This is a genomic window from Carnobacterium pleistocenium FTR1 (assembly GCF_000744285.1).
GTDB classification, from domain to species: domain Bacteria; phylum Bacillota; class Bacilli; order Lactobacillales; family Carnobacteriaceae; genus Carnobacterium_B; species Carnobacterium_B pleistocenium.
In genome coordinates, this window is record NZ_JQLQ01000002.1 from 2,280,967 (window position 1) to 2,305,670 (window position 24,704).

A 24,704-nucleotide genomic window follows, 5' to 3' on the forward strand; every position below is an offset into this window, starting at 1 on the left:
GTAACATTTGCATACCATTATAGCATATAAACCTTGTTTTTAATAGTTCTTGTTTATCCTTTTGGATACAAAAAAAGATGAACTATGATACATTCATCTTTTTGTTGAACGGTTTAATTTTATTCGTTTTCTAATTTCTTACCCAACTCAATAATGTATTCATTCAATGAATCTTTAATTTCTGGATGTTTCAAGCCATATTGAATACTTGTTTTTAAGAAACCAAATTTATCTCCAACATCGTAACGAATTCCTTTAAACTCATGCGCAAATACACGTTGCGTTTTATTTAAGGTATCGATTGCATCTGTTAATTGGATTTCATTTCCAGCTCCTGGTTCTTGGTTTTCTAAAATATCAAAAATTTCAGGAGTTAAAAGATAACGACCAATGATTGCTAAATCACTTGGAGCATCTTCAGGATTTGGCTTTTCAACAAAACGACGAACATTATATGTGGTTTCATCTACTTGTCCTTCAACATCGATGATACCATATTTAGATGTCTCTTCATGTGGAACTTTCATCACTGCAATATTTGATGCATGCGTTTTGTCGTATCCATTGATCAATTGTTTTGTTAAAGGAACTTCATCTTCCATCAAGTCATCTCCAAGCATCACAACAAATGGTTCATTTCCAACAAATGCTTTAGCTTGTAAGACAGCATCTCCTAAACCTTTTGGATAAGATTGGCGAACGAAAAACAAGTTTAAACCTGTTGTTTCTTCGACTAATTCTAACAGTTCCATTTTTCCTTTAGACTTTAGATTCGCTTCTAATTCTGGATTAGAGTCAAAGTGATCCTCAATAGGCCTTTTGCTTTTTCCAGTTACAATTAGAATATCTTCAATTCCCGAGTTGATTGCTTCTTCAACAATAAATTGAATCGTTGGTTTGTCTACGATTGGCAACATTTCTTTAGCCATCGCTTTTGTTGCTGGTAAAAATCTTGTTCCTAACCCTGCAGCCGGAATAACTGCTTTGCGTACTTTTTGCATATATTGTATTCCCCCAATTAATTAGATGATAGTTATTTATTCCCTATTTTATGCTTCAGATTTGCCATCCCGTTTCATTAAAGAAACGATGATATCTTCCACGTTAGCTCCATTGTACAGTACTTCGTAGATTGCTGCAGTGATTGGCATCTCAATTTCCTTTTGTTTGGCTAATTCGTATGCAGCTTTAGTCGTTGCGATTCCTTCTACAACCATTCCCATACTTTCGAGAACTTCTTTCAAACTGTTACCTTTACCTAACATGTAACCCGCTCTCCAGTTTCTAGAGTGGACACTCGTACAAGTCACGATCAAGTCTCCTACACCGCTTAATCCTAGAAAAGTCATAGGATCTGCTCCAAACGCTACCCCTAAACGACTTATCTCGGCCAGTCCTCTGGTCATCAAAGCTGCTTTTGCATTGTCTCCATAACCTAGTCCTTGCAATGCTCCAGCACCTACTGCGATAATGTTTTTCAAAGCAGCCCCTAGTTCAACTCCGATAATATCGTTATTTGTGTATACTCTAAAATAATCGTTCATAAACAAATCCTGAACTACTTTAGCAGCTTCTTCGCTTTTTGAAGCCGCAGTGATGGTTGTTAGATCTTTGACCGCTACTTCTTCAGCATGACTTGGACCAGATAAAACTACCACAGCTTGTCTTTTGCTTTCTGGGATTTCTTCTTCTAATATTTCTGAAATACGTTTATGACTCTCTTGCTCTAACCCTTTACTTGCATGAACGATAACCGTTGACTTAGTTATAAAAGGTACAATACTTTTCGCTACTTCACGAATGGCTTTCGTTGGGATCACAAAAACAATAACATCTGCATCTTTGATTGCTTCTTCAACAAGAGAAGTTGCTTTAATATTTTCAGCTAAAACGGCAGAAGGCAGATAACTTTTGTTGGTATGTTTAATGTTGATTTCATCTGCTTGTTTTGTTTTATGGCTCCATAAGCAAACAGCATTCCCATTTTCTTCTAACACCATTGCTAAAGCTGTCCCCCAGGAACCCGCTCCTAAAACAGCTACTTTCTTTGACATCTTATTCAGACTCCTTTATCTCTATTGCTTTTTTTTTGAAATTTTTTTCTTTTTTTCTTGCTTCATTCCATCTGTATAATACGGAACAGGTGGATAATCTCTTCTTCTATTGAACCATAGATAAATTGTTCCTAAAAATAGGACTAAAGATAAAGCTTGCGATACACGAATAAAATTAAAAATCCATAAGCTATCCGTTCTAAGACCTTCAATAAAGAAACGTCCAAAAGAATACCAAAGTACATAACTCAATGCCACTTCACCTTGTCGCAATAACTGTTTTTTATTGCGCAACACTATAATTAACATAAAACCAAATAAGCTCCATAGTGATTCATAAAGAAAAGTAGGGTGATAATAAACGCCACCAATTTCCATTTGTTTGATAATAAATTCAGGCAAAAACAAGTTTTCTAAAAATGATCTAGTTACTTCTCCACCATGTGCTTCTTGGTTCATAAAATTTCCCCAACGGCCAATAGCTTGAGCAAGCAATACGTTAGGCGCCAAGATATCTAGCATTAACCATATTGGAATACCATTCTTTTTTGTATACCAATATACTGTTAATCCTCCAGCGATCAAGCCGCCGTAGATTGCTATACCACCATTCCAAATTGCCAAGATTTGACCAGGATTTTCAATATAATAACCTAATTCAAACAACACATAATATAATCGTGCTCCAATAAAAGCTATTGGTAATGCCCAAAGAGCCATATCTACGATATGATCCCCTTTGATTCCTCTTTTTTCTGCTTCTCGTGTACTTAGAAAAATAGCTACAAATATGGCTGAAGCTATAATGACTCCGTACCAATATATCTCTAATGGCCCAAATGAAATAGCTATTGGATCAATAGTCCCTAAAAATCTGTTCATCTTTTAATCTCCATCCTTACTATTCAAGCGAATTTTTTTTGATCAAATTTTCTAAATTTCGTTCAAAGGTTTCGGTAGCATTATACCCCATATTTTTTGCTCGGGTATTCATAGCAGCACTCTCAATGATAACGGCTAAATTTCGTCCTGTTTTAACAGGAATTGAGATTTTTGGAATATCGACATCTAAAATGCGTTTTTTTTCATCTCCGCTACCCAGTCTGTCATAGGTTTTTTCTTTGTCCCATAACTCTAAATTAACAACTAGGTTAACTATTTTGCTTAACCGAATTGAACCAACACCAAACAAATTCACAACATCTATAATACCAACTCCACGAATTTCAAGTAAATGGCTTAAAATTTCAGGTGGTTCTCCCACAATTTTCCTATCATCCATCATGTACATTTCAACTCGATCATCTGCTACTAGTCGATGACCTCTTTGAATTAATTCTAGAGCTGTTTCACTTTTACCTACACCACTATCTCCAGTGATCATAACACCCATTCCATATATATCTACTAATACGCCATGCATAGATATTCGTTCAGCTAGCTGTGCTTCTAGAAAATTGGTTACATTACTCGATAATCGCGTAGTCGATTGTTTAGATGAAAGTAAAGGAATTTCTTTTTCAGTGGTTGCTTGTACCAATTCTTTTGGGGGTGTCAACCCTCTTGCAACAAGAAAAGCTGGAGTTTCTACATGACACATTCTTCTCATGACGATCAGCCGCTCATCACTAGTCATTTGTTCAGAGAATGATATTTCCGTTTTTCCAAACAATTGGATACGCTCCTGGGGATAATAATTAAAATAGCCAGTTAGTTCTAGGCCTGGACGTGAAATATCCTCAGTTAAAATTTCACGATCAAGAAATTCCTCTCCGTTATGTACTACTAAATTCAGAGAGTCCACTAATTTTTTTACAGTCACACTTTTAGTCATAATTTTTCTCCTCTATTCTAAAAATCATTTTTTCATTTTGATTACTTTATTTTTTCGCTTTAAAAACACTAGATAATTCTCATTTTACCATGTTAATGATACCGTTTAAAGGAAATCAAAAGAAAACCTATTCAAAAATATGAAATGCTTTAAGAATGCCTGATTTTCCAATTTTAATTTAATAAAAAAAAGGATTGAGACAAAAGTAATTGTCCCAATCCTTTTCTACTTATTAAGGTTTTCTGAACTGGCTATTTATCAGCATATTGACTAGTGATATTAACATGGCAATAAGCATAGTCGCTCCAAAAGATGAAAATGCAAAACCACTCCCTACAATAGCAGAGGTCAAACTTAACATTCCCGCATTTATAACTATTGTAAATAATCCTAGCGTTAAGATAGTAATAGGCAATGATAAGATAAACAACACTGGTTTTACAGCCATGTTTAATAGTGCCAAGACAATACTAGCACCTAATGATACCCAGATATTTTCCACATAGAACATATTTTGCAAAAAACCAGCTAAGGCTAAAAAGAGCACTGCGTTAACAATAATTTTTTGCAGAAATCTCATTAAAAGTCACTCCAGTCTTCCTCATCAACTTTTTTTCGTGGTTCTTTTTTTTCTGAATCATTATTACTTGGGTTAAATCCATGCATAGTAGGATTTTTATGATCGTTATATCTAGGTGCTTCAGGAATCAGTATAGCTAGAACGATATAAAGAATAAAAGGCGTTCCCACTCCAATCAAAGTAGCTGCTCCGTAAATAATACGAAGTAAAGTTGGATCAAAGCCAAAATATTCTGCAATTCCAGCTAGCACCCCGCTAACCATCTTATTATCTCTTGATTTTGTTAATTTTTTCATATCCATTCACCTCACTTATTTTTTTAGCTCTATTAACTGCTTTATTCTGCTTCTTTCAAAAGAATATCACCTGTTGTTGTTTCTAATTTCAACACTAATAGTTGAGTATCCTTTATTCTTCTAAATTCTAGAAGTTGACTTATACGATCTTTTTTTTCTTTTAATACCTCAAGATTTTCAACACGATTTTGAATAGTTCCTAAATTACTTTTCGCTTCGCCCTCAACGCTATAGTTTTTAGGGAAGGATACTTTTACGCTGCCATTGACAGAAGAAGCTGCCATACGAGTCAAGTCTTCGCCTTCTAAAGTAACTTTTACAGTTCCATTAACCGTTGATAAATTCCCGCTCTTAATTTTACCATGTGTGATGATTCCACCATTTACACTTTTCACCATCAAATCTCTCACAGTGCTATTTTCTACTGTAACAGTACCATTAACACCATCAGTTTCCAACATTGTTGCCGTAAGATTTTGGAAAATTACATTTCCATTTGTACATTTGACGTAGAAATCTTTTCCTTCTAAATCTTCAAACTTCACATTCCCATTCAACAAATTAATCGCTGTATGATCATACACTCTATTAGGAAGATAGAAGACTAAGTCACAACGTATCCGTTTATTTGGAACATGGAATACCATTTTTTCTTCTGTTACTTCAACAGTACTTCGTTTTTCAAAAGCTTCTAACGGAGTTGCTGTATCTAATTTTCCATATATTTTTATTTCAGCTGCTACTTTGATGTCTTGGCTATCCCAATTTTTAAATAATACGTTTCCGTTTGCAACTTTTATATCTAGAATAGATACAGAACTTTCAGGATAGTTGAATTCATGTGTGAATTTAGTTGAAGCTAAGCCAGGAACACGAACATTTAAATCTTTCCAATCCATATTTTCCATTACACTTGAGAAGGTGTTTTTCATAAACTTACCGAATTGGTTTCCAGTATCGACTACTTTACCCGTTACTTGGTTCAACGTTTCATCCATTGTTTCTTTCCAATCTTCAGGTATCTCAAATTTCTCTGTAATTTGTTTCTTTTGGGTTCCCCATTGTTTTCTTTTTACCGTCTTCAACTGATTTTCCAATGCTACTTTATCCTCTTCTAAGTCTTCAAGTTGCACTTTTAATTCATTGATTTCATTTTTCATTTGCTTCATTTCTGGTGCTTTTTCAGTATTTAATCCTTCTAAATCTTCCTTCGTTTCAAGTACCATTAGTTTTTCTTGAACTAATCTAAGTTTGCTTTTGACTGTAGCAATTTCTAGATTTTTTTCATCTAATTTAACCGAGTAAGAGGAAGCTTCATTGGATAGGCTTTCTAATATTTTTTCAAGCTGCTCACGGTCCTTTTGTTCTTCACTAGAAAAGTCTTCAGCTTGATTGTTTTTTTCAGATGTTGAAAATTCAGGAGTACTTGTCAAGTCTTCAAATTGAGGGTCTTCAGGACCTTTAGGTGGAATAGGCGGAATATTTTTTTGTTCTTCAGTATGAGTATGCGCTTGTTCTTTCTTAATTGCTTCTTTGCCTTCTTTTTTTGCTGCATTTTCTAATAATACTAAAGCTTCTTCAGTAGAGATAATTCCTTGTTTGACTAACTCGAGTATTCTTTCTCTTTGTTTCATGGTCAGTTCCTCCTTAAATTCTTCTAGTTTATTTAATAATGAATGATAATGGTTAGCTGCTATTTTCTTAGGCTACGCTGTGCCTTTGTTCTTATCATTATTATGCGTCATCTAAAGAAATTTGTCATAGGACTTAAGTACGATTTTATGGTCATTACATAGTCTCAACAAGAGTCAAGCTCTTCACGATTAGTTTAACATGAAACAAAAAAAATTTAAAAAGAAACACTTTAAAAAAAGCTGTTTAACCAATTAGGGCGATACAATAAACTAATTTGTTAGGAATTAAATTAGTTTAATTTTCCTGTTTGAAGGTAACAACCTATTCTTTCAAAAAAACCCTAATAATGGACTAAACTAATCCACTTATGCTAAAAATTATGGACCTAAAAAAGGGTAAACCAAACTGTAATGAATCAGTTTGATGTACCCCTTTTAAAAAAATATGCTTTTATTGAATCAATTTATATTTTTCTCTCTTTTTTTATCTCTTTTTAAGATTTCATCTAGATACTTACCGGTATAGCTTTTCTTCGCCTTAGCTACTTCTTCTGGTGTACCTGTAGCGACAATAGTACCACCACCAGCTCCACCCTCTGGACCTAAGTCGATCACATAGTCAGCCGTTTTAATCACATCTAAATTATGCTCAATGACTAAGACGGTATTACCCGCTTCAACTAATCGATTTAATACCACTAGTAAACGTGCAATATCATCTGTATGCAACCCTGTAGTCGGTTCATCTAGGATATAGAAATTATCTCCATTTGAACTTTTGCGTAATTCACTAGCTAACTTCATACGTTGGGCTTCTCCACCTGATAATGTTGTAGCCGGTTGACCAAGTGTCACATACCCTAATCCTACATCAATAATGGTTTGAATTTTTTTGCGAATTTTAGGAACATTTTCAAAAAAGATAACGGCTTCCTCAACTGTCATATTCAGCACGTCTGAGACATTTTTACCTTTGTACCTAACTTCTAAAGTTTCCGAATTGTAACGTGTACCATGGCATATTTCACATGGTACATACACGTCAGGAAGGAAATGCATCTCAATTTTTAGGATTCCATCTCCTCTGCAAGCTTCACAACGGCCACCTTTTACGTTGAAACTAAAACGCCCTTTTTTATACCCTCTTATTTTAGCTTCATTCGTTTGGGCGAATAAGTCGCGGATATCATCAAACACGCTTGTATAGGTTGCTGGATTGCTTCGAGGTGTTCGCCCGATTGGACTTTGATCGATATCGATCACTTTTTCTAACCCTTTATATCCTTCAATCGACTTGTATTTTCCAGGTTTTTGTTTTGAACGATTTAAATCACGAGACAATGTTTTTTTCAAAACAGCATTGACTAAAGAGCTTTTACCTGATCCCGAAACACCTGTAACAGCTATAAAACGACCTAATGGAAAATCGACATTCACATTCTTTAAGTTGTTTTCAGCTGCCCCAATAACACGAATAACACCTTTATCTTCTGCTCTTCGCTCTTTTGGAACAGGTATAAATTTTTTCCCAGATAAATAAGCACCGGTTAATGAATTTTTATTATTAGCAACTTCTTCAGGTGTTCCGATGGCCATGATTTCGCCACCTTTTTCACCAGCACCTGGACCTATGTCAATCAAATAATCCGCTGCCATCATTGTGTCTTCATCGTGTTCGACTACAATCAATGTATTTCCTAAATCACGCATTTTTTTTAACGATTCAATTAAACGATTGTTATCTCTTTGATGAAGTCCGATTGAAGGTTCATCTAGTATATACAAAACACCTGATAAATTAGAGCCAATTTGGGTTGCTAAACGAATACGTTGTGCTTCCCCACCTGACAATGTTCCAGCCGTTCGACTCAGTGTTAGATAATTTAATCCAACATTTTTCAAGAAAGATAAGCGATCATTCACTTCTTTCAAGATAGGTCTTGCAATCATTTTTTCTTGCTCAGACAAAGGTAAATCAATAAAAAATTGAATAGAATTCTCAATAGGATATTCACAGACTTCGCCAATATCTTTCCCAGCAACTTTCACCGATAACGCTTCTGGACTTAATCTTTTTCCCCCACAAGTTTGACAAGTTAACTCATTCATATATAATCGCATTTGGTCTCTTGTAAAATCACTACTCGTTTCACGGTAACGTCTTTCAATGTTCGTCAGTATACCTTCAAAAGGAATATCTACATCACGCATACCACCAAAATCATTTTTATGATGAAAATGGAATAATTCTCCATTTGAGCCATACAAAATTAACTCTTGATCTTTTTTCGGCAACTCTTCAAATGGAATCGTTTGATCAATGTTAAAATGTTTGCAGGCTTGTTTTAACATCTGTGGATAGTAATTCGAACTGATTGGGTTCCAAGGCAAAATAGCTCCATCTTTTAATGATAAGCTTTTATCCGGAACGACTAGATCAATATCAACTTCTAGTTTAACACCCAAACCATCACAAACTGGGCAAGAACCAAAGGGGGAGTTAAACGAAAACAATCGAGGTTCTAATTCACCAACACTAAATCCACAGTGCGGACAAGCATAGTGCTCACTAAATAGAACTTCCTCTTGTCCCATAATGTCCGCAATTGCATAACCTTCCGCCAAGCGTAAGGCTGCTTCAAAAGAATCAAATAAACGTGAACGAATACCCTCTTTCACTACGATTCGATCGATAACAATTTCAATATCGTGTTTTTTATTTTTCTCCAACTCAATATCATCAGAAATATCGTACATTTCTTTATCTACTCGTACACGTACATAACCTTCAGATTTAATTTTATCAAAAATTTTCTTGTGCTGTCCTTTTTTACCAGTAACAATTGGGGCTAATAGTTGAATTTTAGTTTGCTCAGGATATTCAAGTATACGATCCACCATCTGTTCAACAGACTGACTAGAAATTTCAGTCCCATCATTTGGACAAATTGGGTGGCCTATACGAGCATAGAGCAATCTTAAATAATCGTTGATTTCCGTGACCGTTCCTACTGTGGAACGTGGGTTTTTACTGGTTGATTTTTGATCAATAGCGATAGCTGGACTTAATCCTTCTATACTATCTACGTCTGGTTTATCCATTTGACCAAGAAATTGACGAGCATATGCTGAGAGGCTTTCAACATAGCGTCTTTGCCCTTCCGCATACAAAGTATCGAAAGCTAAGGAGCTTTTACCAGACCCAGATAATCCAGTTACCACAACTAATTTATCTCTAGGTATGGTTACGTCAATATCTTTCAGATTATGCGAACGAGCACCCTTGACGGTAATCTTATCATGTGCCATATACTTACTTCCTTTTTTAGTTATTTTTACGTTTCTAATTTATTTATAAATTTAATTTTAATGGGAACACAAAAAATAGGATAGCAATTTGCACCCTATTCATATCTTATTAGTTTATCATAATTCATTCACTTTGGCGAACATTTGTTCATATTTATTTTATTAACGAATCAGAAACAATTCTTTGAGTTATTTTTTGTAATTGATCTTGATTAGTAAAACTACTACTTAATAGATCTGGCAACACTTCTTTCAAAAAATAGGTTGCGCTCGTCAAATGTTTAAACTTTAAAATAGTTGTTAAAGATTCTTCATATATTTCTGTGAATACCCGTTCAGGATTGCCTTTTTGGATTTCTCCAAAAGATTCATACAATAGATCGATTTTATCTGAAACAGATAAAATTTGACCTTCCAGAGTATCATCTTTTCCTTCTTTTAATCGTTCAGAATAAGCGGCTTGAAATTCTTTTGGAATTTCTTTTTTTATAAAGTTTTCGGTCATTGAATCTTCTACGTCTGCTAACAATTCTCTTAATTCAGGCGTGGCGTATTTGACTGGTGTTTTTATATCTCCTATAAATAGTTCTGTATAATCATGATTGAGCGCTTTTTCATATAATGCGCGCCAGTTAACCTCATATCCTGCTTGTTCTTCTACAGTTCCTAGAAATTGAGCGATCTGAGAAACTTTAAAAGAATGTGCTGCGACAGAGTGCTCTTCGTATTTAAACTTTCCTGGACAACGGAAAATATTTTCTAAATCACTCAAACTTTTAATATATTGGTGCATCCCCATTTCGTTTCACCCTTCCCTTTGGTAAATTTTCATAATCCTAACATATAACACCTATTAAAGCAAAAGAAGCCTAATTTTAAACACCTAATCTTATACTCATTTTAAAAATAGCATTAGTCAAAAGATTTCATGTACTTGATTTACCAGATCTACACCATTGACCTAGAGCCATAAAAAAAGACGACTAGAATACTTATTCCAGTCGTCTTACTCATTTTATTTTATAGGAGTACTTTTGTTATGAGCATTTAATTCAACTACTTTGCCAGAATCCAAATAAACGATCCATTCAGAAATATTAGTTACATAGTCCCCAATTCGTTCTAGGTATCCAGCAACCAACATATAATCTGATCCTCCTAATACGATTTCTGAATCAACTTTCATGTGTTCAATGCAATCATGATGAATTCTTTTTGCATCTTTATCTACTGACCGATCACTTAAAGCTACTTTTTTAGCTTTTTCTGCATCAAAATTTACATAAGCATCTAAAACGCCTTGAACCATTATTTTAACTTTTTCAGACATTTCAGCAATTTCTGCTTCGACTTCATATATACGTTTAGTGCCCTTTACTCGAATAGTTGATTTTGCAATACTTACCGCATGATCTCCCATCCGTTCAAGATCGGCACATGCCTTCATGACCGTTACAATTTTTCTTAAGTCTGTTGTGACCGGTTGTTGCAAAGCAATCATTTCAAAACATTGTTTTTCCAGATTGATTTCATGTCTATTGATTTCTACATCTGCATCGATTACTTCTTGAGCAAGTTCTTTGTCATGGTTTACAAATGCTTTGACTGATTTATAAATGGCTTCATTAACCATTTTACCCATTTCAAAAAAACGAACGTGTAGATTATTTAGTTCTTCTTCAAATACGCGTCTCATTTTCTATCACTCCTATACCATTTTCTTAATTATGCAATAAATTATCCAAAACGTCCAGAAATATAGTCCTCTGTTTCCTTTTCTTTTGGACTTGTAAAGATTTGTCTTGTTTTTCCATATTCGATCAAATGTCCATTTAAGAAGAAGGCTGTATTGTCTGAAATTCTTGAAGCTTGTTGCATATTATGCGTAACGATTATCAATGTGTACTCTTTTTTCAGCTCTAATAACATATTTTCAATTTTTGCACTTGAACCTGGGTCCAAAGCACTTGTTGGCTCATCCAACAGAATAACAGATGGCTCAATTGCTAATACTCGTGCGATGCAAACCCGTTGTTGCTGTCCTCCTGAAAGGGAGAGAGCACTTTTATGCAATTTATCTTTAACATCTTCCCAAACAGCTGCTTTTTTTAGACTTTCTTCAACAATGGCATCCATTTTCGCTTTGTCTTTCATTCCTGCAATTTTCAAACCATAAGCAACATTTTCATATATCGAAAAAGGGAACGGATTAGGTTGTTGAAACACCATGCCAACTTTTTTTCTTAATTCTACAGTATCCATTTTAGGGCTATAGATGTCTCTATTTTCAAACATCACATTACCAGTAATGGTGACATTTGGGATTAAATCATTCATACGGTTCAAAGTTCTCAAAAATGTTGATTTTCCACAACCACTAGGGCCGATCAATGCTGTGATTTCTTTCGGCTTAAAATCTAACGATACACCTTTTAAAGCTTCATTATCGCCATAATATAAATGAACGTCTTTAGTTTCAATAATAAAATTGTCGTTGCTCACTGTTTTTTCCTCCTAACCAAAATGACCGGATACATAATCTTCTGTTGCTTGAATCTTTGGACGAGTAAAAACTTTTCTCGTTTCATCATACTCAATAACATTCCCAACATAAAAGAAAGCAGTATAGTCACTGATTCGGGAAGCTTGCTGCATATTGTGAGTAACAATAACAATAGAATAATCTTCTTTCAATTGTAAGAGTGTTTCTTCTACTTGACTAGTGGAAATAGGGTCCAATGCACTTGCCGGTTCATCTAATAACAAAATATCTGGTTTAAGAGCAATGGCTCTTGCGATACATAGACGTTGTTGTTGCCCACCAGATAATGCTAACGCACTTTTATTTAGTTGGTCTTTTACTTGATCCCACAAAGCAGCTTGTTTTAAGCTAGTTTCCACTGCTTCATCTAATACATTTTTATCTTTGATCCCATGTCGTCTTAAAGCAAATGCAATATTATTATAAATTGATTTACTGAACGGGTTAGGCCTTTGAAACACCATTCCGATATTTTTGCGTACTTCATAGACATCAACGTTTCTAGCATTTACATCAATACCTTTATACATGATTTTTCCCGTAACTTTAGCAGCTTCAATCTCATCATTCATGCGGTTTAAAGAACGTAAGTAAGTTGATTTTCCACAACCACTCGGTCCAATGAGAGAAGTAATCTTGTTTTCTTCAAATTCTAATGAAACTCCTTTAATGGCTTCATTCTCGCCATACCAAACATGTAGGTCTTCGGTAGATAGATCAATCGTCGTACCGGGAGACATTTTTAAAATATTTGTTTCTAATTTAGCTTGATTGGGCATTACTCAAATCCTCCTAGTCTAACTGAATCTTTACTGTACTCCATTTATAGTAGTTATTAAGCAGAAGTAGCTTTCTTTTGAAGTTGTCTTCCTAAGTAACGAGCAACTAAATTAAACAGCAATACTGCAATGACCAATACAGCTGAAGCTCCTGCAGACACTTGTGCTCCGTCTGGCATTACACCTTCACTGTTGATTTTCCATATATGGACCGCCAATGTTTCAGCTGGTCTCGTAATATTTAACGGACTAGTGATCGATTGTGGATTCCAGTTGGTAAAATCTAGCGCAGGTGCACTTTGTCCAGCCGTATAAATCAAAGCTGCTGCTTCTCCAAAAACACGTCCGGCTGCTAAAATCATACCGGTTAAAATCCCAGGTAAAGCTGCGGGAAAAATAATACGAGTAACTGTTTCCCAACGAGACAACCCTAAAGCCAGTCCAGCTTCCCTTTGAATACTCGGTATAGCTTGCAAAGAATCTTCAATAGTTCTTGTTAATAAAGGCAGATTGAAGATCGTTAGTGCGAGAGCTCCAGAGAGGATTGAAAATCCATAACCAAATTGAATAACAAAAATCAAAAATCCAAAAAGTCCAACAACTACAGAAGGCAAAGAACTCAATACTTCTATCGCCGTTCTGATGACATCTGTTAACCAATTTTGTCGTGCATATTCTGATAAATAGATAGCCGCACCTAAAGCTAAAGGCGTACTGATCAGCATTGTTAAGAACAATAAGTAGAATGAATTAAATAATTGAATGCCAATCCCACCACCAGCTTGAAACGATCTTGTTGGTCGAGTTAAAAATTCCCATGAAATTTGCGGTACGCCTCGCACTAGAATAAAAGCTAAAAGGCTGAATAAAATAAGAACAATTACGATTGATAAAGCGTACAAGACGCCGACTGCGAATTTATCCCACTTTTTTGCATTCATTTTTTTATAGCCCCTTTCTTACCGATCCAACGCGTTAAGATATTAAAGAATAGTGCCATGACCATTAAAATCAAAGCTAAAGACCAAAGAACATTGTTTTCTAATGTACCCATAACTGTATTCCCCATACCCATAGTCAAAATACTGGTTAAGGTTGACGCAGGTGTGATTAAATCGGTTGGCATTAACGCTGCATTCCCGATAACCATTTGAACAGCTAAAGCTTCTCCAAAGGCACGTGCCATCCCAAAAACAACTGCTGTCAACAAGCCTGGTGTTGCGCTTCTTAATACAACTTTATAAATAGTTTGCCATCTTGTTGCACCCATAGCAAGAGAGGCTTCACGGTAATATCTGGGCACCGCATTTAGCGCATCTACCGCCATGCTTGTTACTGTTGGTAAAATCATAACGAATAGTACTAAAGTAGCGGATATGATCCCAAATCCAGTACCCCCAAAAATAGAGCGGAAAAAAGGAACGATTACTGTTAATCCAATGAATCCATAAACAACAGATGGGATTCCTACTAACAATTCAACAACCGGCTGTAGAATTCTTTTACCAGTTGTTGGTGAAATTTCCGTCATGAAAATTGCTGCACCGATTGCAAAAGGTGTGGCTAATGCTGCTGAAAGCAAGGTAACTAAAAATGATCCTGTAATCATCGGAAGTGCTCCAACAAGTGGTTGACCATTTTCGCCAACATTACCAGGATTCCATACTGAACCGGTTAAGAAATCCCAAAAAGAAATGCCATCTATAAAGAACGTAGAGAGTCCTTTGCTGGTAACAAAATACAAAATTGAAGCAACTACAAGTACGATAATCGCGATACAAATAAAACTAATCGTTTTCCCTAATTTTTCCAGTCTGCCTTTTTTTGAGTTTCCAAGTAATCTTGCTTGAATCTCTTCCAAAAGAAGCCCTCCTCTTATATCAAATATAACAAAACAAGTTGAAGGCGAATTTTCATATTAAATAGCCGTCTTCAACGATATGCTATCTGTTCTTCTGCTTGATCTTGCTCTGCATTAATTTATCTATTCTACAGGAACTCTATTCCCCTCAACATCTCGCTCTACTTCCATTTGACTGGTTGGAATGTAGCCGACTGCTTCAATTAAGGTTGATTGAACCTCGTCAGATAAAATGTATTCAAGAAAATCTTTTGTCAAACCAGTAGGTTCACCATTCGTATACATGTGTTCATAAGACCAGATTACCCAATCATTTGTTTTTACATTTTCAACTGTTGGTTCTACTCCATTTATTGATAAAGCAACAACATCCTCATTTACATATGAAAAACCAACGTAGCTGATCGTACCTGGAGTACTGGCAACAATTTGTCGTACTGTACCACTTGATTCTTGTTCTTGCGTAATGATACTTTTTTGGCCTTCTTCTAGTACCCATTGTTCAAATGTTGCACGGGTTCCACTCCCAGAAGCACGATTTAATACTGTTATTGTCAAATCTTTACCACCAAGTTCTGACCAATTAGTGATTTCTCCTCTAAAAATTTTGTTTAATTCTTCTAAGCTGATATCCGTTACTCCAGTACCTGGTGTAACGATAGGAGTAATACCTACCACAGCTACGCGATGGTCTACTAATTTAGAAGCATCTATACCCTCTTTTTCTTCCGCAAAAATATCTGAATTCCCAATATCTACTGCATCTGCAGCAATTTGGCTTAATCCAGTTCCACTACCTCCACCTTGTACATTAATAAATTTACCAGCATTTTCAGAACCGAATTGTTCACCGGCCGCTTCCACAAGAGGTTGTAAAGCAGTTGATCCAACTACTGTGATGGACTCTTGTTCTACCACCGGTCCACACGCTGTCAGAACAAACCCAAATGCGATAATTAACATAAGCCGACTATTTTTTAGTTTCATTTTATACCTCCTAGGTATTTACCTAAATTACATACTTCTTAATAATAACGTAATATACAAAAAGTTACATAAGATAATTGTAAATTTTACGTAAAGAACATTGTATTCTGATATCATTTTACCTTTTTTCAAAATAAAAGACTACAAAAAAGCGTCAAATAAAGCTTTAGCTCTATTTGACGCTTTTTTATTTAGTTATTTCCCCAAAATCTAAATGAGATTTCTCTTATCTAATTCCAACTTTAAAATAGCAATTTGTTCATATTTTATTATTTATTATTTGCTTTTTACTTGTATTTAACTCTACAACTTTACCAGTTTTTAAATAGACGATCCATTCACAAATATTTGTACCATAATCACCGATTCGTTTTAAATAACTTGCTACAAGCATATAATCTGTAGCTCCTAAAACCAATTCAGGATCCTCTTTCATTTCATCAATACATTGTTTATTAATTTCATAAACCTTATGATCAATATCATTAATAGCTGTTGCTAGACTTTTTGCTTTATTGGCGTCTTCTTTAATATAGGCTTTTAGCACACCTTCAACCATCACTTTTACTTTTTCTGAAAGCACGGCTATTTCTGCTTCAATTTTAGGAACTCTTTTATTTCCTTTAACTCGAATAGTCGATTTAGCTACACTTACCGCATGATCTCCCATTCTTTCTAAATCAGCACTAGCTTTCATGACTGTTACAATTCTCCTTAGATCACTTGTAACAGGCTGTTGCAATGCAATCAGTTCAAAACATTTTTTTTCTAACTCTATTTCTCGTGCATTGATCAATATATCATTTTCAATAACCTGTTGAGCTAGTTCTTTATCATGATTCGTAAACGCCTTAACCGATTTATAGATGGCTTCATTAGCCATCATACCCATTTCAGAAAAATGAACATGTAGATTCGCGAGCTCTTTTTCAAATGTTTTTCTCAATTCATTCTCCCCCATTTCTTATTAGGATGATCAACCAAAACGACCTGAAATATAATCTTCTGTTTGTTTTTGTTTAGGATTTGTAAATATTTTTCTTGTCTCTCCGGTCTCAACAATTACCCCATTCAAGAAAAAGGCAGTTCTATCAGAAACACGAGAGGCTTGTTGCATATTATGAGTTACCATTACAATCGTATAATCTTCTTTTAAAACAGTAACTAATTCTTCGATTTTAGCTGTCGAGATAGGATCTAAGGCACTTGTAGGCTCATCCATTAATAATATCTCAGGTTCAACTGCTAATGCGCGTGCGATGCAGATTCTTTGTTGTTGTCCACCAGATAGAGATAAGGCATTTTTTTTCAAATCATCTTTTACTTCCTCCCAAATGGCTGCTCCTCGAAGACTTTTTTCTACTAATTTATCCAGCGTCTTTTTATCTTTGACACCATGCGTTCTGGGTCCATAAGCAATATTGTCATAAATACTCATTGGAAATGGGTTCGGTTGTTGAAAAACCATGCCAACTTTTTTACGTAGCTCATTTACATTAAAATCTTTTTTATAAATATTTTTTTCATCTAAGAGAATTTCTCCCTCAATCTTGCAACCTTCAATCAAATCATTCATTCGATTCAAACTCTTGATCAAAGTCGATTTACCACAACCTGATGGTCCGATAAAAGCAGTGATTTTATTTTTAGGGATTTCTAAATTAACATTGTGTAAAGCTTGAAAATCATCATAGAATAGATTTACATTTTTTATGCTTAATTTACTCATTATCTTGTCCCCTTTGTCAGTCTGTTACTCAAAAATGTTGACAATCCGTTAATAACTAAAACAAATACAATTAATACAACCCCTGTTGCATATGATTCATTTACATGAGTTCCTTCACTTGATAAAACATACATGTGCAAAGCTAGCGTTCTTCCTGAAGAAAACAAACTATCTGGCAAGTTGGTTGAACTTCCTAACGTGTACAATAGTGCTGCTGTCTCGCCGACAACTCTTCCGCTAGCAAGGATTACACCCGATAAAATACCTGGCATTGAAACGGGTAAAATGACTTTAGAAATCGTTCTTAATTTACCTGCACCTAAAGCAAAACTAGCTTCTCTTAATGAATCATTTACAGCTAATAAAGCTTCTTCCGTTGAGCGAATGATCAAAGGTAAAACCATGATTACGGAGGTCAATACTCCTGCTAAAACAGAATATTGAAATCCTAAAAAAGTAACAAAAAATAACATCCCAAACAATCCATAGACAATTGATGGTACTGCTGCTAAAGTGTCCGTTGCAATTCGAATAATTTCAACGAATTTATTGCCTTTTTTTGCATATTCAACTAAATAAAAACCAGTAAATACACCAATAGGAGTCGCAATCAATAATGTCATCCCTACTACGATAAACGTTGTAATTAGTGAGGGCATCAATGATACATTATCGGTTGTATAGTTCCATGCGAACATTTCCATATTAAGGTAGGGTATCCCTTTAATTAATATAAATCCGACAACATAAAACAATGATCCAAACGTTACAGCTGCTGCTAAATAAATTAAACCTCTCATTAATTTGCTGGCCATAATTATTTAGCCCCCTTTCTCTTAATGATCAAGAAAGTTCCGTTAATGATCAAAATGAATACAAACAGAACAACTGCTGTTGCAACAAGTGCTTCTCTATGAGCACCACTTGCATACGCCATTTCTAATACAATATTTGTTGTCAAAGTACGAACACCCAATGTTAAACTTTCAGGTATAATAGGTTGATTTCCAGCAATTAAAACAACTGCCATAGTTTCTCCAATCGCACGTCCAATACCTAAAATAACAGAAGAGATGATCCCTGATTTAGCAGCTGGTACAATGACCCTCATAACTGACCGTTCATGAGTCGCTCCTAAAGCCATACTTCCTGTATAATAACTTCTTGGGACAGCTCGTATAGATGATTCTGACAACCCAATAATTGTTGGAAGAATCATAATTCCAAGTAAAATGATTGCTGTCAACATATTCATTCCTGTACCACCAAAAATTTGACGCATGATGGGTACAATAGCTTGTAAAGCAAAGAATCCGTAAACGATAGAAGGTATAGCAGCCATTAAATTGACTGCTGGCTTCAAAAATTTGTGTAACCAGGCTGGACAAAACTCTGCCATGAAAATAGACGTTAATATACCTATAGGCACACCCACAATAATTGCACCAGAAGTTACGGCTAAAGACCCCAAAATCATTGGCAATATACCAAATGATGCGGGTGTGTTAGAAGGTGACCAATTTCGACCAAATATAAATTCAGACACCCCGTAGTCAAGTATAAAAGGAACGCCACCTGCAAAAATAAAAATACAGATTAAAATGATAGCCAAGACTGATGTCAGAGCAGATAGAAAAAAGACACCTTGCATGAATCTATCTAATTTTTTCGTCTTCATATAGTTCTCCTTTAACATAAACCAGAATAAATCATCCATAAATACATTTATTTCCAATTGTATTTATGGATAATTGTAAATAATTTTACCCACTTTTATCCATAAATGAAAACCCAACCTATGGCTATTTTTGCCAATACTAGGTTGGGTTCGTTTGTCAATTTTGCAATTGACAGAAACTTGTTTTCATAAAAATGACCAAAACTCTTCTGATCATTTTTATTTAGTGCCTACTTATTCAGCAACTTCATCCCAAGTTGTTACTTCACCTGTAAAGATTTGTCTAACTTGTTCCATTGTTAAGTCTTCAATACCATTTTCATTATTTACAATTACTGCAATACCATCAATAGCAAGCGGTTCAGCAGTTAAAACTTCTAATTCTTCGTCTTTTAGTTCACGAGAAGCCATTCCGATATCAGCTGATCCGTCCATTGCTGCAGTCATACCAGCAGAAGAACCGTTAGAAGTAACATCAATTGTTACATCTGGATTAAGAGCTGTGTACCCTTCAACTAAAACTTCCATTGCTGGAGTTACAGAAGTTGAACCGACAACACTAATATTTCCTGACATTCCATCAGTTGTTTCAAATGCAGGAGCATCTGTTACTGCTTCAACATAACCTTCGCCAACGACGATTTCTTGTCCTTCAGCGCTCATGATATAACTCCAGAAATCTTGAGCTACTTCGCTTAATTCTCCGTTATAAGCAACATTAAATGGACGAGCAATGGCATATGATCCATCTTGAACGGTTTCAGGAGTTGCTGCTATTCCTTCAATAGTCACTGCTTTAATAGTATCATCTAGCGAGCCTAATGAAATGTATCCTACTGATGAAGGATCTCCAGCAACTGTTGTCATAACTCCGTTTGTACTATTTTGAATCGTCGCTGCAGAGTACGTATTATCTGTTTCAGTATCGCCTTCAGCTACTAGCACACCAGTAATTTCTGTAAATGCTCCACGAGTACCGGAACCATCTTCTCTTGACATAACATTGATTGTTTGAGAAGTATCAAATTCTGCCGCACCCTCTGATGAATCTGTTGAACCTGAATCTGTTCCACAAGCTGCTAATGTTATCCCCAAGCCAAGTGTTAAAGTCATTTTTGATAGTTTTGTAATAGTCATTTTCCCCATCCTTTTCAGTAATAGTGTTGGACACTGTTACCCTCGTCCACATAACCTATCTTAAACAATGAATATTAATTTCAGTCTCACTTTATGTAATTTTTCTATTGATTTTTGTAAAGAGTGTTAATTTTTTGTAAAAGTCGTCTTGTTTATTAGACATAAAAAAAAGCCTTGAGATTATATCTCAAGACTTTTTAGCAAACTTCGCTTTTTTTTACCACTACTAATGTACTAAATTAGTTGTTTGGGTTGAGTAGGCAGTCTTACAATGAAAGTCGTTCCTAGTCCAAGCTTACTTTCAACCGTTATGAATCCATTCAAGTTTTCAACTAAATATTTAACGATGGATAACCCTAGTCCCGTTCCACCAGAATTACGACTACGAGCTTTATCTACTCTATAAAAACGTTCGAAAATCCGATCTTGCTCATCTTCGGGTATTCCCATCCCATTATCTGATACCTTGATTACAGCAAAATCAGCTTCTTTTTTTATGGAAACTTCTACTTTACCGCCTTCTTGAGTGTAGACGACCGCATTGTTGATCAGGTTGGCTAATATTTGTTTTAACCGACTACTATCTCCGGTAATAAACAAGTTATCCTCTTCAATTATATTAAGTTTCATTTCTTTCTCATCCGCTTTTTGCTTAACGAGTTGGAACGTTGACTTAACGGCTTCTGTAAGATTAATTTCTTCTACTTTCATTGGTACTTGCTTTTGTTCCAATTTTGATAATTCAAGAATATCATTTACTAAAAAATCTAATCGGCTGCTCTCAGCTAACATAATTTCTAAAAATTGTTTTAAGACTTCTTTATCTTCCATCGCTCCATCCAATAAGGTTTCTGAAAAACCTTTAAGAGCTGTAATAGGCGTTTTTAATTCGTGTGAAGCATTCGTTACAAAGTCAGTTCGTACTTTTTCTAGTCTTCTAATTTCTGTAATATCATAAAGCAAAACAATTAAATTATGCTCTCCAAGTTCTTTTCCCTCAATAGGGATAATGTTTGCATCTACAATTCTATCTTTGGGGTAATAAAAGTAAATTTCATCATTTTGTTTTTCATTTTTTTGGTAAGCTGTTTCAATCATATGACTTAATCCATAACTCTTTGTCGCCTCAACGTAAGAATTTCCAATTAATTTGCTAATATCCTCACCTAAAATAATACTCATAGCGGGATTCACCATTTTTATTGTCCGGTGTTCATCGATCAGCATAACGCCGATAACTAAATGGTTGATCAGCTCAGAAAGACGTTTATCATTTTGAACAATTTCTTGTGTTTGTTCTTCTAAACTTGTAGCTAGGTCATTGATTGTTTCTCCTAAATCAGCCACTTCTCCATACGCATTCCCCGTATACCTAGCATCATACCTTTTTGCTGAAAGACTTTCCGCTACTTCCATGATATCATTAATTGGTTTCGCTATACGTTTGGTTATGATAAGTGTAACAAACGTAGTTAAAATAAGTGCGAGTAAACTAAAAAGCAACAGAGAGTTTTTTATCTGATCACTGATCTGATTGATATCAGCCACTGGTAAAGACAAACGTAAGATGCCTAATAAATCATCTTGTTCTCCAACTAAAGGAACGGCAACGTAATACAGCGTTTCATTCGTACTTTCACTTGTTCTAACTGAAGTTCCGATTTCATCTCCAGTTAGCACAGCTTGAAATTCCTCGCGGTTGCTGTGATTTTCCAATGCTTCACTATCCATTACGGAATCATAGACCACGACACCGGAAAGATCAATAACGGTCAATCTTTCTTCTGATTGTTTTTCTAGAACTGATAACTCACTCGTTAATGAACCTAAATCGGTTGTATTTTCTGCATTCACATTGAGCATCCTTGCGATTGTATTTGCCTGCTTGATCAATGCTTCTTGTTGGCTATTACTAGTGTATTCTTGTAATAAGTTAATTGAGAAAAGGCCAATAGAGATACTAAAAATTGTAAATATAGCAATAAAAATAGCTAGAATTCGAAATTGGAGCTTCTTCATTTTTTTGGAACCTCAAATTTGTAGCCAAAGCCTCTTATTGTTCGAATGTACGCTGGATTTTTTGTGTCTACCTCTAATTTTTCTCTTAAATGACTAATGTGCACATCCACAATACGCGTTTCACCAGCATAGTCAAAATTCCAAATAGCATCCAATAACTGTTCTCTACTCAAAATACGGTTGATTCGTTTGATCATATAAATCAGCAATTCAAATTCTTTCGGTGTCACATCAATTTTTTCGCCTCTTACAATCACTTCATATTGGCTAGGATCGATTTGAATATCCCCCACTTTAATCAGCTCATCATTTTCCGTTGCATCCTCTGAATTAACCACAGTCCCATTTGTATTACTTTTACTGCCTACTCTTCTCATTATAGCCTTCATTCTAGCAAGTACCTCACGCGGACTAAAAGGTTTTGTCATATAATCATCTGCACCCAATTCAAGACCAATAATTTTTTCAAGTTCATCGTCTTTAGCTGTTAACATCATTATTGGCGCTTCAATCTTTTCTTGTCTTAGCTTTTTACAAATATCCATACCACCCATTGATGGCAACATTAAATCTAAAATAATAAAATCATATGGATGTCCTAAAGCCATTTCATATCCTTCCAAGCCATCCAAGGCTGTATCTACTTGATAGCCTTCCTTTTCTAGATTGAAAGCTAATAAAGTTAAAATTGACTGTTCATCATCGACAATTAATACTTTTTTCATCTTTTATACCACCCATACAGAATTTTTAATTTCATTTACTTTTAAATTTAGTTACTTTTCTAAAATAACCACTCCAATTTCATGTGGAGAATCTGCATAAATAGCCGTCTCAGTTAAACGAAGTTCACCATCTAGACCTCTAATTTTCAAATGACAATAAACACTATTTTTCGATAATGCTTGGTAAAAGTCTGTCTCAGTTTCAATAGTGAGATTGTTGCAATCAATAATTGTATCTCCGACCTTTAAATCCATTTTTTCTGCTGGAGTACCTGGACGAATACCAATAATTTTTATACCATTCTCAGCTGGTCCAAAAAGGAAGTTCCAGTTTCTTTCACGTTTGCGATGACGGTATAGTACAATTGACCCTCCAACGATCAAAAAGATAAAACCAGCAATTGGAGCATATGGGACCCAAATTGAACTAATTGCAATAATTAAAGCTATTCCTGTTAAAATCATTAAATCCTTAGCTAATTTTGATATGGCTTCTTTTGGTATTTGAGACTGGACGGTAAATTGCAGGCCCATTAAAATGGGTAGCCAAAAGAAGGTATACTGTTCATTTCCAATCGAAAAGACTGGCCACCAGCTAAATAAAGCTTGAAAACTTTCACCAGGAATAATTAACAATAGCGGCAACACCCAAAAGAGCTTTATAGGATATTTTGCAATTTTTTTCCCACGTTTAGTTTTCAAAAAGCGAGCGGATAAATGACGATCAGATTTTCTCTTGATTGTAAAAATAGATACCACTAATAAAAAAATAAGAATAAAGAAGATGTTCCTATATAAAGCTAGCCCATTAAAATCACCTTGACTTAATGGGTGATACCACGTGTTTGGTATAAAAGAAAAATCGTCCTTGCTTAGAACAAATGATAGTCCTAAAAGGATTAAAGAACTTATTGAAAATGTAAACAAAGGATGGATAAAGCGATAGCCAAAAACCAAACTTACAATTGCAATAATTTGATAAATTATGATCCAATCCATTGTAACCGGAATACCTATAATGGTTAAAAGAATAGATCCAACTGCTCCAAAAAGAAGTCCAACTAATAAATAATTTTTTATTTCGTACAATGTATTATAGATTGCTACACGGTGGTTACTTCTTTCATGGTTGATCCTGCGATAACTTGTCCAAACTGCAAAAATTAAGCCCACAATAAACGTAGGTTGAATAAAAAACAATACTAGTGCAATAAAAAAATTTGCTACCAATTTGCATACACCCCTTTTTATATTTCTCTTCCATTCTATCAAACTAAGCCAAACTAATCACGAATTTATCTGCTTCTAAATATAGTTTACTTGATTTTCACACTTAAAACAGTTTATAAGCAACATTTTTTCTTTAATCCAAGAAAATTCTAGCGTTTTCAGTATTGATAAGTCGGTTAAATTGAGGATTATAATTTTTAGTGTTGCTAGATTTAATCCAATTACTTGCCTAAAAATTCTGAAGGAATAGGATTTATTTGTAGCCGTGCTTTGGATTCAATGCGAATAGTAGATCGTTAACATTTCAGCG

23 protein-coding genes are annotated in these 24,704 nt (G+C 34.9%); all 23 read right to left on the reverse strand.

The genetic code is table 11. The features are described 5' to 3' along the window. Positions 1-119: 119 nt before the first annotated feature. Positions 120-1,001, reverse strand: coding sequence for a UTP--glucose-1-phosphate uridylyltransferase GalU (galU, locus tag BP17_RS11190; protein WP_035054426.1), 882 nt, complete (start codon positions 999-1,001; stop codon positions 120-122). A gap of 48 nt (positions 1,002-1,049) precedes the next feature. Continuing rightward, positions 1,050-2,054, reverse strand: a complete 1,005-nt coding sequence (locus BP17_RS11195; protein WP_035054427.1) for an NAD(P)H-dependent glycerol-3-phosphate dehydrogenase — start codon at positions 2,052-2,054, stop codon at positions 1,050-1,052. Between the two features lie 21 nt (positions 2,055-2,075). Beyond that, entirely contained in the window at positions 2,076-2,936 is an 861-nt protein-coding gene (gene lgt / locus BP17_RS11200) for a prolipoprotein diacylglyceryl transferase (protein ID WP_035054429.1), read from the reverse strand. Positions 2,937-2,955: 19 nt separating this feature from the next. Continuing rightward, a complete protein-coding gene (hprK, locus tag BP17_RS11205; RefSeq protein WP_035054431.1) occupies positions 2,956-3,888 on the reverse strand; it encodes an HPr(Ser) kinase/phosphatase in 933 nt (310 codons plus the stop codon). Between the two features lie 232 nt (positions 3,889-4,120). Then, entirely contained in the window at positions 4,121-4,468 is a 348-nt protein-coding gene (locus BP17_RS11210) for a phage holin family protein (RefSeq protein WP_035054433.1), read from the reverse strand. Beyond that, a complete protein-coding gene (locus BP17_RS11215; protein WP_035054435.1) occupies positions 4,468-4,764 on the reverse strand; it encodes a PspC domain-containing protein in 297 nt (98 codons plus the stop codon). Before BP17_RS11215 ends, BP17_RS11210 begins: the two co-directional genes overlap by 1 nt. 41 nt (positions 4,765-4,805) lie before the next feature. Further along, positions 4,806-6,398 carry a daptomycin-sensing surface protein LiaX gene (gene liaX / locus BP17_RS11220; RefSeq protein ID WP_035054437.1) on the reverse strand — a complete coding sequence of 531 codons (1,593 nt, stop codon included), beginning with the start codon at positions 6,396-6,398 and terminating at the stop codon, positions 4,806-4,808. Between the two features lie 459 nt (positions 6,399-6,857). Next, complete coding sequence (gene uvrA, locus BP17_RS11225) at positions 6,858-9,707, reverse strand: excinuclease ABC subunit UvrA (protein ID WP_035054439.1); 2,850 nt, start codon at positions 9,705-9,707, stop codon at positions 6,858-6,860. Between the two features lie 154 nt (positions 9,708-9,861). After that, on the reverse strand, positions 9,862-10,506 hold the full coding sequence (locus BP17_RS11230) for an HD domain-containing protein (protein WP_035054442.1): 645 nt from the start codon (positions 10,504-10,506) through the stop codon (positions 9,862-9,864). A gap of 216 nt (positions 10,507-10,722) precedes the next feature. Continuing rightward, on the reverse strand, positions 10,723-11,403 hold the full coding sequence (gene phoU, locus BP17_RS11235) for a phosphate signaling complex protein PhoU (RefSeq protein ID WP_035054444.1): 681 nt from the start codon (positions 11,401-11,403) through the stop codon (positions 10,723-10,725). A gap of 41 nt (positions 11,404-11,444) precedes the next feature. Then, positions 11,445-12,209 (reverse strand): phosphate ABC transporter ATP-binding protein PstB, encoded by a 765-nt coding sequence (pstB, locus tag BP17_RS11240; protein WP_035054446.1) that lies wholly within the window; start codon positions 12,207-12,209, stop codon positions 11,445-11,447. A gap of 12 nt (positions 12,210-12,221) precedes the next feature. Then, entirely contained in the window at positions 12,222-13,028 is an 807-nt protein-coding gene (gene pstB, locus BP17_RS11245) for a phosphate ABC transporter ATP-binding protein PstB (RefSeq protein WP_035054448.1), read from the reverse strand. 56 nt (positions 13,029-13,084) lie between these two features. Then, on the reverse strand, positions 13,085-13,969 hold the full coding sequence (pstA, locus tag BP17_RS11250; RefSeq protein ID WP_035054449.1) for a phosphate ABC transporter permease PstA: 885 nt from the start codon (positions 13,967-13,969) through the stop codon (positions 13,085-13,087). Further along, positions 13,966-14,889, reverse strand: coding sequence for a phosphate ABC transporter permease subunit PstC (gene pstC / locus BP17_RS11255; RefSeq protein WP_035054450.1), 924 nt, complete (start codon positions 14,887-14,889; stop codon positions 13,966-13,968). The genes pstA (BP17_RS11250) and pstC (BP17_RS11255) overlap by 4 nt, the downstream gene beginning before the upstream one ends. A 123-nt stretch (positions 14,890-15,012) precedes the next feature. Next, the gene (locus BP17_RS11260) at positions 15,013-15,876 is read right to left on the reverse strand and encodes a phosphate ABC transporter substrate-binding protein PstS family protein (RefSeq protein ID WP_035054451.1); all 864 of its coding nucleotides are present in this window, start codon (positions 15,874-15,876) and stop codon (positions 15,013-15,015) included. Between the two features lie 259 nt (positions 15,877-16,135). After that, entirely contained in the window at positions 16,136-16,837 is a 702-nt protein-coding gene (gene phoU / locus BP17_RS11265; RefSeq protein ID WP_156956032.1) for a phosphate signaling complex protein PhoU, read from the reverse strand. 15 nt (positions 16,838-16,852) lie between these two features. After that, on the reverse strand, positions 16,853-17,605 hold the full coding sequence (pstB, locus tag BP17_RS11270) for a phosphate ABC transporter ATP-binding protein PstB (RefSeq protein ID WP_035054454.1): 753 nt from the start codon (positions 17,603-17,605) through the stop codon (positions 16,853-16,855). After that, the gene (gene pstA / locus BP17_RS11275) at positions 17,605-18,420 is read right to left on the reverse strand and encodes a phosphate ABC transporter permease PstA (RefSeq protein ID WP_035054456.1); all 816 of its coding nucleotides are present in this window, start codon (positions 18,418-18,420) and stop codon (positions 17,605-17,607) included. Before pstA (BP17_RS11275) ends, pstB (BP17_RS11270) begins: the two co-directional genes overlap by 1 nt. Before the next feature lie 2 nt (positions 18,421-18,422). After that, positions 18,423-19,283, reverse strand: a complete 861-nt coding sequence (pstC, locus tag BP17_RS11280) for a phosphate ABC transporter permease subunit PstC (RefSeq protein ID WP_035054457.1) — start codon at positions 19,281-19,283, stop codon at positions 18,423-18,425. 234 nt (positions 19,284-19,517) lie between these two features. Next, positions 19,518-20,420 carry a substrate-binding domain-containing protein gene (locus BP17_RS11285; protein WP_051910531.1) on the reverse strand — a complete coding sequence of 301 codons (903 nt, stop codon included), beginning with the start codon at positions 20,418-20,420 and terminating at the stop codon, positions 19,518-19,520. A gap of 234 nt (positions 20,421-20,654) precedes the next feature. Beyond that, positions 20,655-22,439, reverse strand: a complete 1,785-nt coding sequence (pnpS, locus tag BP17_RS11290; protein ID WP_035054459.1) for a two-component system histidine kinase PnpS — start codon at positions 22,437-22,439, stop codon at positions 20,655-20,657. After that, a complete protein-coding gene (locus BP17_RS11295) occupies positions 22,436-23,164 on the reverse strand; it encodes a response regulator transcription factor (protein WP_035054461.1) in 729 nt (242 codons plus the stop codon). The genes pnpS and BP17_RS11295 overlap by 4 nt, the downstream gene beginning before the upstream one ends. 51 nt (positions 23,165-23,215) lie before the next feature. Next, entirely contained in the window at positions 23,216-24,394 is a 1,179-nt protein-coding gene (locus BP17_RS11300) for a PDZ domain-containing protein (RefSeq protein WP_035054463.1), read from the reverse strand. Positions 24,395-24,704: the final 310 nt, after the last annotated feature.